The organism is Klebsiella sp. V115_8, from assembly GCF_029967715.1.
Taxonomy (GTDB): Bacteria; Pseudomonadota; Gammaproteobacteria; order Enterobacterales; family Enterobacteriaceae; genus Klebsiella; species Klebsiella quasipneumoniae.
The window spans coordinates 249,109-263,324 of sequence record NZ_JASCAR010000001.1; the positions used below are offsets into that span (position 1 = coordinate 249,109).

Annotated in this window: 11 protein-coding genes; 6 read left to right on the forward strand and 5 right to left on the reverse strand. The window is 62.0% G+C overall.

The window, feature by feature from the left end; all coding sequences use genetic code 11:
- Positions 1 to 2 precede the first annotated feature (2 nt).
- The gene (locus QLG03_RS01185; RefSeq protein WP_048297796.1) at positions 3 to 965 is read left to right on the forward strand and encodes a carbohydrate kinase family protein; all 963 of its coding nucleotides are present in this window, start codon (positions 3 to 5) and stop codon (positions 963 to 965) included.
- Entirely contained in the window at positions 952 to 2,037 is a 1,086-nt protein-coding gene (ugpC, locus tag QLG03_RS01190; protein ID WP_117129013.1) for a sn-glycerol-3-phosphate ABC transporter ATP-binding protein UgpC, read from the forward strand. Before QLG03_RS01185 ends, ugpC begins: the two co-directional genes overlap by 14 nt.
- A gap of 61 nt (positions 2,038 to 2,098) precedes the next feature.
- Here ugpC and QLG03_RS01195 read toward each other — a convergent pair whose 3' ends face one another.
- Genes QLG03_RS01195 through QLG03_RS01210 form a run of 4 tightly spaced genes read right to left on the reverse strand, consistent with a single transcriptional unit; the run spans position 2,099 to position 6,036 of the window.
- Positions 2,099 to 2,845, reverse strand: a complete 747-nt coding sequence (locus QLG03_RS01195) for a proteasome-type protease (RefSeq protein ID WP_023290198.1) — start codon at positions 2,843 to 2,845, stop codon at positions 2,099 to 2,101.
- Positions 2,846 to 2,861: 16 nt separating this feature from the next.
- Positions 2,862 to 3,677, reverse strand: a complete 816-nt coding sequence (locus QLG03_RS01200; protein ID WP_004203291.1) for a transglutaminase family protein — start codon at positions 3,675 to 3,677, stop codon at positions 2,862 to 2,864.
- Positions 3,674 to 4,603, reverse strand: coding sequence for an alpha-E domain-containing protein (locus QLG03_RS01205; RefSeq protein ID WP_002910835.1), 930 nt, complete (start codon positions 4,601 to 4,603; stop codon positions 3,674 to 3,676). The genes QLG03_RS01200 and QLG03_RS01205 overlap by 4 nt, the downstream gene beginning before the upstream one ends.
- Positions 4,597 to 6,036 (reverse strand): circularly permuted type 2 ATP-grasp protein, encoded by a 1,440-nt coding sequence (locus tag QLG03_RS01210; protein ID WP_255987906.1) that lies wholly within the window; start codon positions 6,034 to 6,036, stop codon positions 4,597 to 4,599. Before QLG03_RS01210 ends, QLG03_RS01205 begins: the two co-directional genes overlap by 7 nt.
- Before the next feature lie 486 nt (positions 6,037 to 6,522).
- Here QLG03_RS01210 and QLG03_RS01215 point away from each other — a divergent pair, with 486 nt between their 5' ends.
- Positions 6,523 to 8,256 carry an alpha,alpha-trehalase gene (locus QLG03_RS01215; protein WP_255987908.1) on the forward strand — a complete coding sequence of 578 codons (1,734 nt, stop codon included), beginning with the start codon at positions 6,523 to 6,525 and terminating at the stop codon, positions 8,254 to 8,256.
- Positions 8,257 to 8,511: 255 nt separating this feature from the next.
- A complete protein-coding gene (locus QLG03_RS01220) occupies positions 8,512 to 10,632 on the forward strand; it encodes a TonB-dependent siderophore receptor (RefSeq protein ID WP_023290201.1) in 2,121 nt (706 codons plus the stop codon).
- Between the two features lie 41 nt (positions 10,633 to 10,673).
- On the opposite strand, the gene emtA is transcribed toward QLG03_RS01220, so the two are convergent.
- A complete protein-coding gene (gene emtA / locus QLG03_RS01225; protein WP_048335997.1) occupies positions 10,674 to 11,285 on the reverse strand; it encodes a membrane-bound lytic murein transglycosylase EmtA in 612 nt (203 codons plus the stop codon).
- 175 nt (positions 11,286 to 11,460) lie between these two features.
- On the opposite strand from emtA, the gene ldcA reads away from it, so the two are divergent.
- The gene (gene ldcA / locus QLG03_RS01230) at positions 11,461 to 12,375 is read left to right on the forward strand and encodes a muramoyltetrapeptide carboxypeptidase (RefSeq protein WP_044523947.1); all 915 of its coding nucleotides are present in this window, start codon (positions 11,461 to 11,463) and stop codon (positions 12,373 to 12,375) included.
- A gap of 92 nt (positions 12,376 to 12,467) precedes the next feature.
- Positions 12,468 to 14,201 carry a potassium/proton antiporter gene (locus QLG03_RS01235; RefSeq protein ID WP_050533798.1) on the forward strand — a complete coding sequence of 578 codons (1,734 nt, stop codon included), beginning with the start codon at positions 12,468 to 12,470 and terminating at the stop codon, positions 14,199 to 14,201.
- Positions 14,202 to 14,216 lie beyond the last annotated feature (15 nt).

Sequence of the window (14,216 nt, forward strand, 5' to 3'; positions counted from 1 at the left end):
CTATGGATAACACCAGGACACCTGTGCTCTATATCGTGGGCAATTACAATATTGATTTAGTGATGGGAACCCTGATCCACTGGCCTGCCCAGGGGACTGAGATGATGCTCGAGCACAGCGCGCTGCGGCCCGGCGGCTCTGCCGGCAACTGCGCGCTGGCCGCCGCCGCCATGCAGCTTCCGCACTGCGCGGTCGGCTGCCAGGGCGACGACGCGTTTACTCCGTGGCTGGCGGCACAGTTTCCCGGCGGCAGCGATCGCTGGCCGCAGTATCCCTGTGAAACCTCACTGACGGTGGCGATCACCCATCCCAACAAAGAGCGCTCCTTCCTCAGCAACCATGGACATATTACCCGCCTGACCGCCGGGGATGTGCTGAGCCAGCTGCCGGCCGCCGCTGGCGAGGGCGATATCGTGTTGCTCTGCGGTACCTTTCTCTGTACCGGGCTGCTGTCCGACTATCCGCAGCTGCTCGCCTCGCTCCGCCAGCGCGGGTTTACCCTTGCCGTCGATACCGGCTGGCCGCCTCAGGGCTGGAGCGACCCGCTGCGTCATGAGGTCGACCGCTGGCTGGGCGACTGCGACTGGCTGTTGCTCAACGACGTTGAAACCCTGCAGCTGGCCGGCCACCCGACCCTCGCCGCAGCCGCCGCAGTCCTGGCGGCACGGCTCAGCGGCCGCGGCGGGTGCGTGGTAAAGCGCGGCGCCGACGGCGCGGACTGCTGGACGACCGACGGCCATCACCATGCGCCGACCCGGCCAGTCACCGTGATCGATACCATCGGCGCTGGTGACAGCTTTAACGCAGGATTTCTTGCCGCACTGCTGAGCGGCAAACCTGCGGCGGCCGCGCTGCGCTGGGGAAATACCGTCGCCGCGCAGGCGATCGGCACCTCCCCGCGCCGCTATCCCGACTGGCATACCCTGCAACATCACCTTGAGGAGGCCACCGATGGCCAGTGTTGAACTGATCGATGTCGCCAAGCGCTACGGCAAACAGACGGTGCTCCAGCCTCTGGACCTCACCATCCCCGACGGCAGCTTTACCGTACTGGTGGGCCCTTCCGGCTGCGGCAAGTCGACCCTGCTGCGCCTGCTGGCCGGTCTCGAAACGCTTTCCGGCGGCACCATTCTGATGAACAAGCGGCCGGTCAACGATCTGGATCCGGCCGACCGCGATGTGGCGATGGTCTTTCAGAGCTACGCGCTCTACCCCCACCTGACGGTGGCGGAAAATCTCGCCTTTCATATGCAGGTCAAAAAGGTGGATAAGCAGTTACAGAAAAGCAAAGTGCAGCAGGTCGCCAGCCTGCTGGGGATTGATAAACTGCTGGCTCGCTATCCGCGTGCGCTCTCCGGCGGCCAGCGCCAGCGGGTGGCGATGGGCCGGGCCATGGTCAGAAACCCCCAGGTTTTCCTGTTCGATGAGCCGCTGTCGAACCTTGACGCCCAGCTGCGGATGGAGCTGCGCGCGGAGATCAAATCCCTTCACCAGCGTATCAATACCACCATGATCTATGTCACCCATGACCAGGTGGAGGCGATGACCCTTGCCGATCAGATTGTGGTGATGCGCGACGGGCAGATCGTCCAGCAGGGGGCGCCGCTGGCCATTTACGACCGGCCCTGCAATACCTTCGTCGCCCGCTTTATCGGCTCCCCGCCGATGAATCTCCTGCCCGGTCAGCGCGCCGTGCGCGACGGCCAGCCCGGCGTCGCCTGCGGTGCGCTGTGGTTTCCGCTGGCCGAACGCTGGCATCAGGCCGTGGCGCAGCAGGGCGATGCCCCGCTGATTGTCGGTCTGCGCTCGCAGGATATTCTGCCGGATGCGCATGGCGCGCCGGCAACGGTAAACATCATGGAGGTGACGGGGGAATCCACCCTGCTGCATCTCGACTGGCAGGGTTTTCCGGTGCATGTGCAGGTTGCCGGCAGGGTGGCGGTCGCGGCGCAGCAGACGTTGGGGCTGACTCTCCGCCGCGAAAACCTGCATCTGTTTGATGCCGCCAGCGGCGAGCGGCTGGCGGAGACGCGCTAAGGGCGAAGGGAGCCGGTCATCATCCGTGTGGCCGGGCTCCGGGCGAGGTCGTGTTCCAGGGCTACTCCTCTTCCCGCTCCGCTGGCGTCCAGGCCGGCAGAGTCCGGAAGGTGTGCAACAGCCCTTCCGACCACGCCTTGCGGATGCGGTTGAAGTAGGGATCGCTGTCGGTGATGCGATGCTGCCCGGCGCTGCTCAGGCTGCCGCTGCGGTAGAGCAGCGTATCCAGCGGCAGACCGACGGACAGATTACTGCGCAGCGTCGAGTCAATGGAGATCAACGCGCAGCACATCGCCTGCTCCAGCGGCGTATCGATGGTCAGCACCCGATCGATGATCGGCTTGCCGTACTTGCTTTCGCCAATCTGAAAATAAGGCGTGTCGCGGGTGGCTTCAATAAAGTTACCCTCCGGATAAATATGGAACAGACGATGGGTTTCGCCGGCGATCTGGCCGCCAAGCAGCAGGTTGCAGTTGAAGTTGGTGTTACTGCAGTTTTGCTGGTTGCTGCTGTCGCGCTGGATCACCTCCAGCAGCGTTTTCCCGATCAGCATGGCGGCGTCGTAGAGGGAAGTTACCTGCATCAGGTTCGGCTCCTGCTGGGTACGGATCCGCGCGCTGAGCAGGCTTATCACGCTCTGGGTGGTGGCCAGGTTGCCGGCGGATTGCAGCACCAGCACCCGTTCCCCTTCCTGATGGAAAACGTGCAGCTTTTTAAAAGTGGCAATATGGTCGACGCCCGCGTTGGTGCGGGAGTCGGAAGCAAACACCAGTCCATCCGCCAGGCACATGGCCACACAGTAGGTCATTGCGGTTATTCCCGTATTATTGCTGCTGCGCCTGCTGGCTGTGTTCGCGCACTTCAGCGTTGGTTAACATAATCTCCCCGCCGCCGCCCAACCGGGTGCCCCGTACCGGGCAGGCGTCGAGATAATCCAGCCCGGTCGCCAGCCGCAGATGCTGATTCAGACGACGGGTATTATTGGTGATATCAAACGACAGCCAGCGGCCGTCGAGCCACACTTCCGCCCAGGCATGCATCGCCACATGCTGGGCGTTATCGCTGTAGACATAGCCGCTGACGTAGCGCGCCGGGATCTCCAGCGCCCGGCAGCAGGCGAGAAAAACATGGGTATGATCCTGGCACACTCCCTTCGCCCGGGCGAAGGCGTCGGCAGCGGAGTCCTGCACCTGGGTCGCGCCGGGGGAGTATGGCATTCTTAACAGCAGATCCGCCATCAGTTGATTCAAACTCTCTTCCGCCGCATCGGGACGATAGAGGCGCTGGGCAAACTCGCGGATCGCCGTATCGGCGCGGGTCAGCGGCGTAGAGCGCAGAAAAACCAGCGGCGACAGCAGCTCGGCCTCTTCATCACGCGTCTCTTCCCCCTCGTCGGCGATATCGACAATCCCGCTGGCGCGGATGGTGATCTCTTTGTGCGGGTTATCCAGCGTCAGCACATGCAGCACATTGCCCCAGCCGTCGGTGGTGGTCACCGCCGCGCCGTCCGGCAGGGTCAGCGTCCAGGCGGTGATGGTCTGCCGTCCGGTGCTGCGCGGCGTCAGGCGCAGATACTGGGTGGAAAACTTCACTTCTTCATCGTAGCCGTAGCGGGTGAGATGATCGATGACCAGTTTCATAAGGCCTCCAGATAGGTTTGTCTGATGCTGTCGGACAGGGCGTTAATTCTCGCCAGCAGTCCGTTAAGCGTGGTCTGCAGGTCCGCCTGCGCCAGGTCGTCACGGGTGCTGAAGCGCAGGTCAACGTTGAGCTGATGGGCGAGGCGCAACGGCTGATAGGAGCGATCGTTGGCGATCTTCTCCAGTTCGCCCACCAGGTCGGCAATGCTGGCGCGCAGCGAACGTGGAATATCGTTACGCAGGATCAGCAGCTCCATCACCGTTTCGCGACTGACCGGCTGGCGGTAGAGGCTGTTGTATGCTTCGCGGGCGCTGACCGCATTGAGCAGGGTATCCAGCCGGTAGTATTCGCGCACCGGGTCCGGATCGTTGGTCAGCTGTTGATCCTTAATCAGCAGCAGCTGGGTGGTGGCGAACGCACGCTCGATCAGCGTGCCGATACCGATAAAGCTCAGGGCGTCGTTGCGCAGCAGCGTGCCAATCACCGCCCCGCGAAACAGATGCACCCGCTCTTTCACCCACTCGAAAAAGCCGTCGCTCCCCAGCTCGCCCAGCCCCTGCTGGCGGAGGGTTCGCAGCTCGATGCGGGTGGCATTGATGCTCTCCCACACTTCGGCCGACAGACTGCCGCGCACCGCGTGCGCGTTGTTCCACGCCATCTCCACGCAGCTGTAAATACTGCAGGGGTTGTTGCCATCGAGGGCAAAAAAGTTGAGCAGATTGCTCATGGTAAAGCGGGCGTGGCGCGCCTGAAACAGCTCGTGGGTCATCGACAAATTCAGCGGCAGCGCCAGATCCCGCGATTGCTGACTGTGGCGGGGGATCATTGATAATTTCCAGGTTACGTCCAGCACCCGGGCGTAGCTCTCCGCCCGCTCAAGATAGCGGGCCATCCAGAACAGTTCACTCGCCGTACGACTTAGCATGATGCGTCATCCTCCATCACCCAGGTATCCTTGGTTCCGCCGCCCTGCGACGAGTTGACCACCAGCGACCCTTCGGTCAGCGCCACGCGGGTCAGGCCGCCAGGCACCAGCCGCATCTCCTGCCCGGACAGCACGTAGGGGCGTAAATCGATATGCCGCGGCGACAGCCCTTCATCAACGAAGGTCGGGCAGGTCGACAGCGCGAGGGTGTCCTGGGCGATATAGTTGGCCGGATTGGCCAGCAGGCGCTGGCGGAAGGCCTCCCGCTCCTCTTTGGTGGAACGCGGGCCGACCAGCATGCCGTAGCCCCCGGCGCCATGAACCTCCTTGACCACCATCAGCTCCAGATTGCTCAGCACGTAGCGCAGGTCCTCCGCTTTCCGGCACTGCCAGGTGGGGATATTGCTGAGGATCGGCTGTTCGCCGAGGTAAAAGCGGATCATCTCCGGGACGTACGGGTAGATCGATTTGTCGTCGGCCACCCCGGTGCCGATGGCGTTGGCCAGCACCACGCCGCCGGCGCGATAAACGGACAGCAGCCCCGGTACGCCGAGCATCGAATCGGCGCGGAAGGCCAGCGGGTCGAGCCAGGCGTCATCGATGCGGCGATAAATCACATCCACCCGCCGCGGCCCCTCGGTGGTGCGCATATACACCGCGCCGTTTTTAATAAACAGGTCGGCGCTTTCCACCAGCTCAACCCCCATCTGCTGCGCCAGGAAGCTGTGCTCGAAGTAGGCGCTGTTGAAGCGACCCGGCGTCATCACCACGACGCAGGGATCATCCGCCAGCGAACTTTCGCGCAGGGTCTGCAGGAGGTAGCTCGGGTAGCGCTCCACCGGCGCAATGTGATGCTGCTCGAACATCTCCGGATAGAGGCGCATCATCATCTTACGGTTTTCGAGCATGTAGGAGACGCCGGACGGCGTGCGCAGATTATCCTCCAGCACGTAGTACTGTCCGTCGTTATTGCGCACCATATCGACGCCGGTGATATGGGCATAGGTGTTGTTTGGCAGGTTGATGCCCTGCATGCACGGCTGATACTGCTCGTTGGCCAGCACCTGTTCGGCCGGGATCAGCCCCGCACGCAGGATATTCTGCTCATGATAGATGTCATAGAGGAAAGCGTTCAGCGCTTTCACCCGCTGGCGTATACCGCGGTCAATGCGCTGCCACTCCCCGGCGGGGATGATCCGCGGCACGCTGTCAAACGGGATCAGCCGCTCGGTCCCTTCATCCTCGCCGTAAACGTTAAAAGTGATGCCGATACGGTGAAAGAGCAGTTCCGCTTGCGCTTTTTTCTGCCGGATAGAGAATTGATCGGTGTTGCGAAACCATTGCCACCAGGCATTATAGTGCGGCCGCTGTTCACCCTGGGCGGTCAGCATCTCGTCATAATAATGCCCGTCAGGAAGCGTTATTTTTATCATGGCCGTCTCCTCCGGTTGTACTCACTTTGTGGTAATCCCGTTAAGAGATAAGCATTAATTATGCCAGGTCATCCGCCGCCGCGGCGTTGTGCAAATCGGTTCTGACCCGCCGTCTGATTGTGCAAAAAATCGCCACAATGGCCGCCTGCGCCCGGCTGCGGTTGCACCGTCGTGAGGCAGGGCGACGATTTTTGCGCCATGGTGGACGCCAGCGCCGTCAGCCAGTGTGCCGCAGGCCGGGCCTCACAGCCCTTCTCGATCCGCTGGTATTCGCCTCCAGCGCGCCGTGGCCAGTGGCCCGGGCGCGTTGGCTTGCCGGTAAGCCTAATCGCGTTGCCGGCGGTTGTAGCAGAAAACCAGGCAGGTAAATCCTCTGTTTTCGCGCAAAATGTTACCCCTGACACGCGCAGCGGCAGATATTCGTCTAAGGTTTTTGGATGGCCAAACGTCGTGGCCCGCAGTCGATAATGATAAGGAGAACTCCCCATGACGAGTACTGATGCACATCGTCCCGCTGCTTTGCCCTGTTCCCTGCGCCTGGCGATCGGCGGCGCCCTGCTCGCCCTGATGAGCCTGAATGTCCAGGCGGAAGACGGCAAAACTGCGCCGCCACCCTCGCCGGATATTCTGCTGGGCCCGTTGTTCAATGATGTCCAGAGCGCGAAGCTCTTTGCCGATCAAAAAACCTTCGCCGACGCGATCCCTAACAGCGATCCGCTGATGATCCTTGCCGATTACCGGATGCAAAAAAACCAGGCCAGCTTCGACCTGCGCCACTTCGTCGAGCTGAACTTCACGCTGCCGAAAGAGAACGACACCTATGTGCCGCCCAAAGGGCAAACCCTGCGTCAGCATATCGACGGCCTGTGGCCGGTCCTGACCCGCAGCACCGTCGAGGTGGAAAAGTGGGACTCGCTGCTGCCGCTGCCTAAGCCCTACGTGGTCCCCGGAGGACGCTTTCGCGAAGTCTATTACTGGGACAGCTATTTCACCATGCTGGGTCTTGCCGAAAGCGGTCACTGGGATAAAGTCGAAGATATGGTCGCCAACTTCGCCGCGGAAATTGACACCTGGGGCCATATCCCCAACGGTAACCGCACCTATTACCTCAGCCGTTCGCAGCCCCCCTTCTTCTCCTTTATGGTAAGCCTGCTGGCGACGCACGATGGCGACCAGGTGCTGAAAACCTACCAGCCGCAGCTGGAGAAAGAGTATCGCTACTGGATGGCAGGGGCGGACGCGCTGGCTCCCGGCAGCGCCGACAAACGGGCGGTGCGGATGGCCGATGGCGCGCTGCTCAACCGCTACTGGGACGATAACGACACCCCGCGCCCCGAGTCCTGGCTTGACGACGTCAAAACCGCCAAAAGCAACCCGAATCGTCCGGCCACCGAGATCTATCGCGACCTGCGCTCCGCCGCCGCTTCCGGCTGGGATTTCAGCTCCCGCTGGATGGACAATCCGCAGCAGCTTGCCACCATTCGCACCACCTCGATTGTTCCGGTCGATCTCAATGCCCTGATGTTCCATCTGGAGAAAACCCTCTCCCGCGCCAGTAAAGCTGCGGGGGACAGCGCCGGCGCTACGCGGTACGATGCGCTGGCCAACACCCGCCAGCAGGCTATCGAGAAATACCTGTGGAATGAAAAAGAGGGGTGGTACGCCGATTACGATCTGAAAAGCCACAAGGTGCGCAATCAGCTGACCGCCGCGGCGCTGTTCCCGCTGTACGTCAATGCCGCGTCACGCGAGCGGGCGACGAAAGTGGCGGCAGCCGCCGAGTCGCGGCTGCTCAAACCCGGCGGGCTGACCACCACCACCGTCAACAGCGGCCAGCAGTGGGACGCCCCCAACGGCTGGGCGCCGCTGCAGTGGGTGGCCGTCGAGGGGCTGCAAAACTATGGCCAGCAGAAGATCGCCATGGAGGTCAGCTGGCGTTTCCTGACCAACGTGCAGCATACCTATGACAGCAAACAAAAGCTGGTGGAGAAGTATGATGTGAGTTCGACCGGCACCGGCGGCGGCGGTGGGGAATATCCACTGCAGGACGGTTTTGGCTGGACCAACGGCGTCACCCTTAAGATGCTGGACCTGATCTGCCCGCAGGAGAAACCCTGCGATGCGCTGCCCGCCACCCGTCCGGCGACAACGCCTTCACCACAGGACAAACCCGCCGCTAACGACCCCGCCCCTGCGGCACCGCAAAAGACCGGCTCCTGACGCTGTTCCGCTTCCCCCTACCAAAATCGGTAGGGGTGAAGTGGTCTCCCTGGTCACGACCGTCCCGCGCAGGGCCATTCTGCGGCTCGCGGGAAACACCTCTCCACCCCCTCGCGCTGAACAGATCACCTTTTCGCTTGATTGCACAAATACAAACAATAATAATTCGCATTACTTTTTAACGAATAATGACAGATTCGTTTTTCCCGCGGCGGCGTACAGGAGTACCAGACCGCGCTGGTTCAGGATGATCTTATGAACGTGGCTATTTCTCGAAAACGCCCGAGGCTGCTGTACGCCCTCGCGGTCGCACTTCCCTTCACCGCGCAGGCCGAAGAGACGGTGGTGGTGACGGCCAGCCCGCCGGCGTCTGCCAGCGCGCCGACTGAAGGCTATAGCGCCAGCACCTCGCTCGGGGCGACGAAAACCGACCAGCCGTTAATCACCACCGCCCAGTCGGTGTCGGTTGTCACCCGCCAGCAGATGGCGGATCAGGGGGCGAATACCATCAGCCAGGCGCTGGAATATACCCCAGGGGTCTACTCCAGCTTCGGCGGCGGCGCCACCCGGTTTGACGCCATCTCCCTGCGCGGCTACCACGGCGGCGACGTCGATAACCTGTTCCTCGACGGCATGCGCCTGATGAGCGACGGCGGCAGCCATAACGTTGTGCAGATCGACCCATGGTTTATCGAACGCGTCGATGTGATCCGCGGCCCTTCCTCCGCGCTCTACGGGCAAAGCGTGCCGGGCGGCGTGGTCAACCTGACCTCCAAGCGCCCGCAGTTCAGTCAGCAGGGCCACGTCCGCCTGACTGGCGGAACGCAAAATACCAAAGGTGCGGCCTTCGATTACACCGACGCCATCAATGAGCAGTGGGCATGGCGGCTGATCGGTATGACCCGCAGCAGCGACACGCAGTATGACCATACCCGCGAAGAGCGCTACGCCATTTCGCCTTCCCTGCTGTGGCAGCCGGACAGCGACACCTCGCTGCTGCTGCGCGCCTATCTGCAAAAAGATCCTTCCGGCGGCTATCATGGCTCTTTGCCGCTGGACGGCACCCGCTTCGCGCACAATGGCCGTAAGCTCTCCACCAGCACCAACGAGGGCGATCCGGGAGATGGCTATCAGCGCCGTCAGCAGATCTACAGCTATGAGTTTGACCACCAGTTCACCGACGTCTGGTCGGTCTATTCCGCCGGGAGCTACACCCACACCAACGTCTCCCTCGATCAGGTCTACCAGGTCGGCTGGATAGATGACAGCGATAGTCTGGCCCGCGGCTACAGCGGCTCGCGCGGTTCGCTGGACGGCTGGTCAACCGATAACCGCCTGCGCGCCGATTTCAACACTGGCGATCTGGCGCATACCCTGATCCTCGGCGCCGAATATCATCGCTTCCGCAACGATCTGTGGACCGGCGCCGGCGGCGCGGCGCCGCTTAACCCGTTTACCGGCTATACCGCCCAGACCGGGCATACCGTGACCTACAGCGATGACAATAATCGCCGCTATTACCAGACCGGGCTGTATCTGCAGGATGAGATGGTCTGGGACCGCTGGCATATGGATGTTTCCGCCCGCTATGACCGCATCGTTTCCCAGCAGGTCAGCGACACCCAGGGCACCTCGAACCGCCGTTCAGACGATCATATCAGCGGCCGCGCCTCGCTGTTGTACGCTCTGGACAACGGGCTTTCACCCTATCTGAGCTACAGTCAGGCGATTACCCCGGCGATGCTGCCCGGCGCGGATGGCAAACCATTGAAACCGACCACCGCCGAACAGTTTGAAGCCGGCCTGAAGTTCCAGCCGCCGGGCAGCAGCGACCTCTACAGCATCGCGATTTACGACCTGACGCAAAAGGATGTCGCCACCCGCGACCCGAACATCGCCACCGCCACCTATATTCCTGCGGGGAAAGTGCATTCCCAGGGCGTCGAACTGGAAGCGCACCATCAGATCACGCCGCAGCTGAGCACTATCGCCTCGTATACCTGGAATCGTCTTCGCTTCCAGGACACTAAGGACGGTACCGACAATAACACGCCGCAGCTGACCCCGGATCAGATGGCCTCCTTCTGGGCGCGCTATCAGTTCCCGGCGGGGATCTCGGTGGGCGCCGGCGTCCGCTACATCGGCAAACAGTGGGCGGATGATGCCAACACCGCGCGGCTGCCGTCGGTGACGTTGATGGACGCCATGATGCGGGCCGACCTCGGCGTCTGGTCGCCGGGGCTGAAAGGCGCTTATGTGCAGGTTAACGCCAATAATATCGGCAATCGTGAATACGTTTCCGGCTGCTACGGCACCGGCAACTGCTACTGGGGAGCAGAGCGCAGCGTGATGGCTACCGTCGGCTACGATTTCTGAGGACGTGGCCTCCGGGAGACTCCCGGAGGCCAAACGAGGGATTACATGGCATCCAGCGCTTTCTGCAGCTTCCAGATATAGCGCGGCGCCTGCGGAGCCGGGTGTTTTTTCACCACATGCTCGAAGAACTCATCGGCGTCGAGATCGTTAATCTCGTCAATGGCGTCCTGCCGGTTTGACGAGAAGGTGCGCAACAGCGCGCCCGCGCCGTTGGCGTAGGAGACTACCACCGCATAGCGCATCACCTGCGGGTCTTTGATCCCCGCCAGCGGGCCGTTTTCCAGAATGCTCAGATAGGCGGCCCCCATCGAGATATTCCGTTCCGGGTTTTTCAGCTCACTGACCGACGGCTCGCCGCGCCAGCCCATCCGCCGATAGACATCGCGTCCGGAGGTCGACGGCTTAAGCTGCATCAGCCCGACGGCGCCGGATTTACTCACTACCGCAGGGTTACCGCCCGACTCGATGGCGATAATCGCCGTGATCAGCTGCGGATCCACGCCCCAGGCGGCGCCAGCTTTTTCACTGATCGGCATCCACTGCATCGCCCGCTTCACCGGGACCTCGGGGTTCCACGGCGGATTGGTGTAATCATGTTTCGAACTACAACCGGCCAGAAAAACGACTAAAATAAGCAACCATCTCAATTTCACACATCTATCCTTATCTACCCAAACGCCATCATGCTGCAGAACGACGGCAGCGGTACGTCCCCCGCCCGCCGACAGCCTGATGGATGACGGGTGCGGATTGAAGTTAGCCACCTGGAGATGACAATCGCCATTCCAGGCGGCATCATAACCCTTTCATTCATAGCAAGGAATTATCATGTCTCAGTTTTATCTGGTCGCGCCATCCGGTTATTGCATCAACCAGCAGGCGGCGGCCCGCGGCGTCGAGCGTCTGCAGCAGGCCGGACACGAGGTGGCCCACCAGCAGGTCATTCCCCGCCGGCTGCAGCGTTTCGCCGGGACTGAACATGAACGGCTGGCCGATATTAACCAGCTTGCCCAGCTGCCCGGGCGCAACCGGATCGTCCTCGCGGTGCGCGGCGGCTACGGCGCCAGTCGTCTGCTGCCGCATATCGACTGGCAGGGGCTGATTGCCCGCCAGCAGCGCGACCCGCTGCTGATTTGCGGCCACAGCGATTTCACCGCCATCCAGTCGGGCCTGCTGGCCCTGGGCAATGTCGTCACCTTCAGCGGGCCGATGCTCGCGGGCAACTTCGGCGCGGAGACCCTCGATCCGTTTACCGAACACCATTTCTGGCAGGCGCTGCGCCAGCCGGAATTCACCCTCGAATGGCCGGGCGAAGGGCCGAACTGCCGGGTGGAAGGCACCTTGTGGGGCGGGAATCTGGCGATGCTGACCTCGCTTATCGGCACCCCGTGGCTGCCGGCGATCCGCGACGGCATCCTGGTGGTGGAGGATATCAATGAGCACCCGTTCCGCGTCGAACGCATGCTGCTTCAGCTGTTGCACAGCGGCGTACTGGCGGCGCAGAAGGCGGTGATCTTCGGCAGCTTCACCGGCGGCACGCCGAACGACTATGACGCGGGATACGACCTGCCGCAGGTCTTTGATTACCTGCGCCAGCAGCTCTCTGTACCGATGATTAGCGGACTGGAGTTTGGTCACGAACAGCGCACGGTGACCCTGCCGCTGGGCGCGCGCGCGCGGCTGGTGAATCAGGCGGCGGCCACCACCCTGACAATCAGCGGCCACCCGGTGCTGGCAGAATAAATTTGTCAGACGCATAGGCGGATCCCCTGCGAATTGTTAAAATAGTGTCACTTTTAGCCATTTTTTCACGCCAGTCAGGGAGTACGTGAACATTGGACGCCGCTGCGGTCATTAGTCTGTTTATTCTGGGTTCTGTTTTAGTAACCTGCAGTATCTTATTGAGCTCCTTTTCTTCTCGCCTTGGCATCCCGATTCTGGTCATCTTTCTGGCTATCGGGATGCTGGCAGGCATTGACGGCATCGGCGGCATCCCCTTCGACAACTACCCCTTCGCCTACATGGTGAGTAACCTGGCGCTGGCGGTGATCCTGCTGGACGGCGGGATGCGCACCCAGGCCAGCTCCTTTCGCGTGGCGCTATGGCCGGCGCTGTCGCTGGCGACGGTCGGGGTGCTGATCACTTCGGCGCTCACCGGGATGATGGCGGCCTGGCTGTTCAAACTGGATATGATCGAAGGCCTGCTGATCGGCGCCATTGTCGGCTCCACCGACGCCGCGGCGGTCTTCTCGCTGCTCGGCGGCAAGGGGCTCAACGAGCGCGTCGGCTCGACGCTGGAAATTGAGTCAGGCAGTAACGACCCGATGGCGGTTTTCCTGACCATCACCCTGATCGAAATGATCCAGCAGCACCAGACCGGCCTCAGCTGGATGTTCGCCGTGCATATCATTCAACAGTTTGGCCTCGGGATCGTCATCGGCCTCGGCGGCGGCTACCTGCTGCTGCAGATGATCAACCGCATCGTGCTGCCCGCCGGGCTCTATCCGCTGCTGGCGCTGAGCGGCGGGATCATGATTTTCGCCGTCACCACCACCCTCGACGGCAGCGGTATCCTCGCCGTCTATCTCTGCGGCTTTTTGCTGGGCAACCGGCCGATCCGCAACCGGCACGGTATCCTGCAGAACTTCGACGGTCTGGCGTGGCTGGCGCAAATCGCCATGTTCCTGGTGCTGGGCCTGCTGGTGACGCCCTCCGACCTGCTGCCGATCGCTATCCCGGCGCTGCTGCTGTCGATGTGGATGATTTTCATTGCCCGTCCGCTGTCGGTGTTTGCCGGTCTGCTGCCGTTCCGCGGATTTAACCTCCGTGAACGGGTGTTTATCAGCTGGGTTGGCCTGCGCGGCGCGGTGCCGATTATTCTCGCGGTGTTCCCGATGATGGCCGGCCTGGACAACGCCCGCCTGTTCTTCAATGTCGCCTTCTTCGTGGTGCTGGTGTCGCTACTGCTGCAGGGCACCTCGCTATCGTGGGCGGCGAAAAAAGCCAAAGTGGTGGTGCCGCCCGTCAGCTGGCCCATCTCCCGCGTCGGGCTGGATATTCACCCGGAAAACCCGTGGGAGCAGTTCGTCTACCAGCTGGGGGCCGATAAATGGTGCATCGGCGCGGCGCTACGCGACCTGCATATGCCGCCGGAGACGCGGATTGCCGCGCTGTTTCGCAACAATGCCCTGCTGCACCCCACCGGCAGCACCCGCCTGCGGGAAGGCGATATCCTGTGCGTCATTGGCCGGGAACACGACCTGCCTGCGCTGGGCAAAATGTTCAGCCAGTCGCCGCCGGTGGCGCTCGATCAGCGCTTTTTCGGCGACTTTATCCTTGATGCCGAGGCCCGCTTCGCCGATGTGGCGCAAATCTACGGCATCGACGGCGGAGAGGAGTTCCGCGAACATCAGCAGTCGCTGGGGGAAGTGGTTCAACAGCTGCTGGGCGCCGCGCCGGTGGTGGGCGACCAGGTGGAGTTCGCCGGGATGGTGTGGACAGTAGCGGAAAAAGAGAACGATCACGTACTGAAGGTAGGGGTCCGGGTCGCGGAAGACGAGGCGGAGTGATCCGCCCCGGAATAC

Excerpts from the sequence above, each read along its gene's own strand:
- QLG03_RS01185 (WP_048297796.1), top strand. The coding sequence starts at position 3 with ATGGATAACACCAGGACACCTGTGCTCTATATCGTGGGCAATTACAAT.
- ugpC (WP_117129013.1), top strand. The coding sequence starts at position 952 with ATGGCCAGTGTTGAACTGATCGATGTCGCCAAGCGCTACGGCAAACAG.
- QLG03_RS01195 (WP_023290198.1), bottom strand. The coding sequence starts at position 2,845 with ATGACCTACTGTGTGGCCATGTGCCTGGCGGATGGACTGGTGTTTGCT.
- QLG03_RS01200 (WP_004203291.1), bottom strand. The coding sequence starts at position 3,677 with ATGAAACTGGTCATCGATCATCTCACCCGCTACGGCTACGATGAAGAA.
- QLG03_RS01205 (WP_002910835.1), bottom strand. The coding sequence starts at position 4,603 with ATGCTAAGTCGTACGGCGAGTGAACTGTTCTGGATGGCCCGCTATCTT.
- QLG03_RS01210 (WP_255987906.1), bottom strand. The coding sequence starts at position 6,036 with ATGATAAAAATAACGCTTCCTGACGGGCATTATTATGACGAGATGCTG.
- QLG03_RS01215 (WP_255987908.1), top strand. The coding sequence starts at position 6,523 with ATGACGAGTACTGATGCACATCGTCCCGCTGCTTTGCCCTGTTCCCTG.
- QLG03_RS01220 (WP_023290201.1), top strand. The coding sequence starts at position 8,512 with ATGAACGTGGCTATTTCTCGAAAACGCCCGAGGCTGCTGTACGCCCTC.
- ldcA (WP_044523947.1), top strand. The coding sequence starts at position 11,461 with ATGTCTCAGTTTTATCTGGTCGCGCCATCCGGTTATTGCATCAACCAG.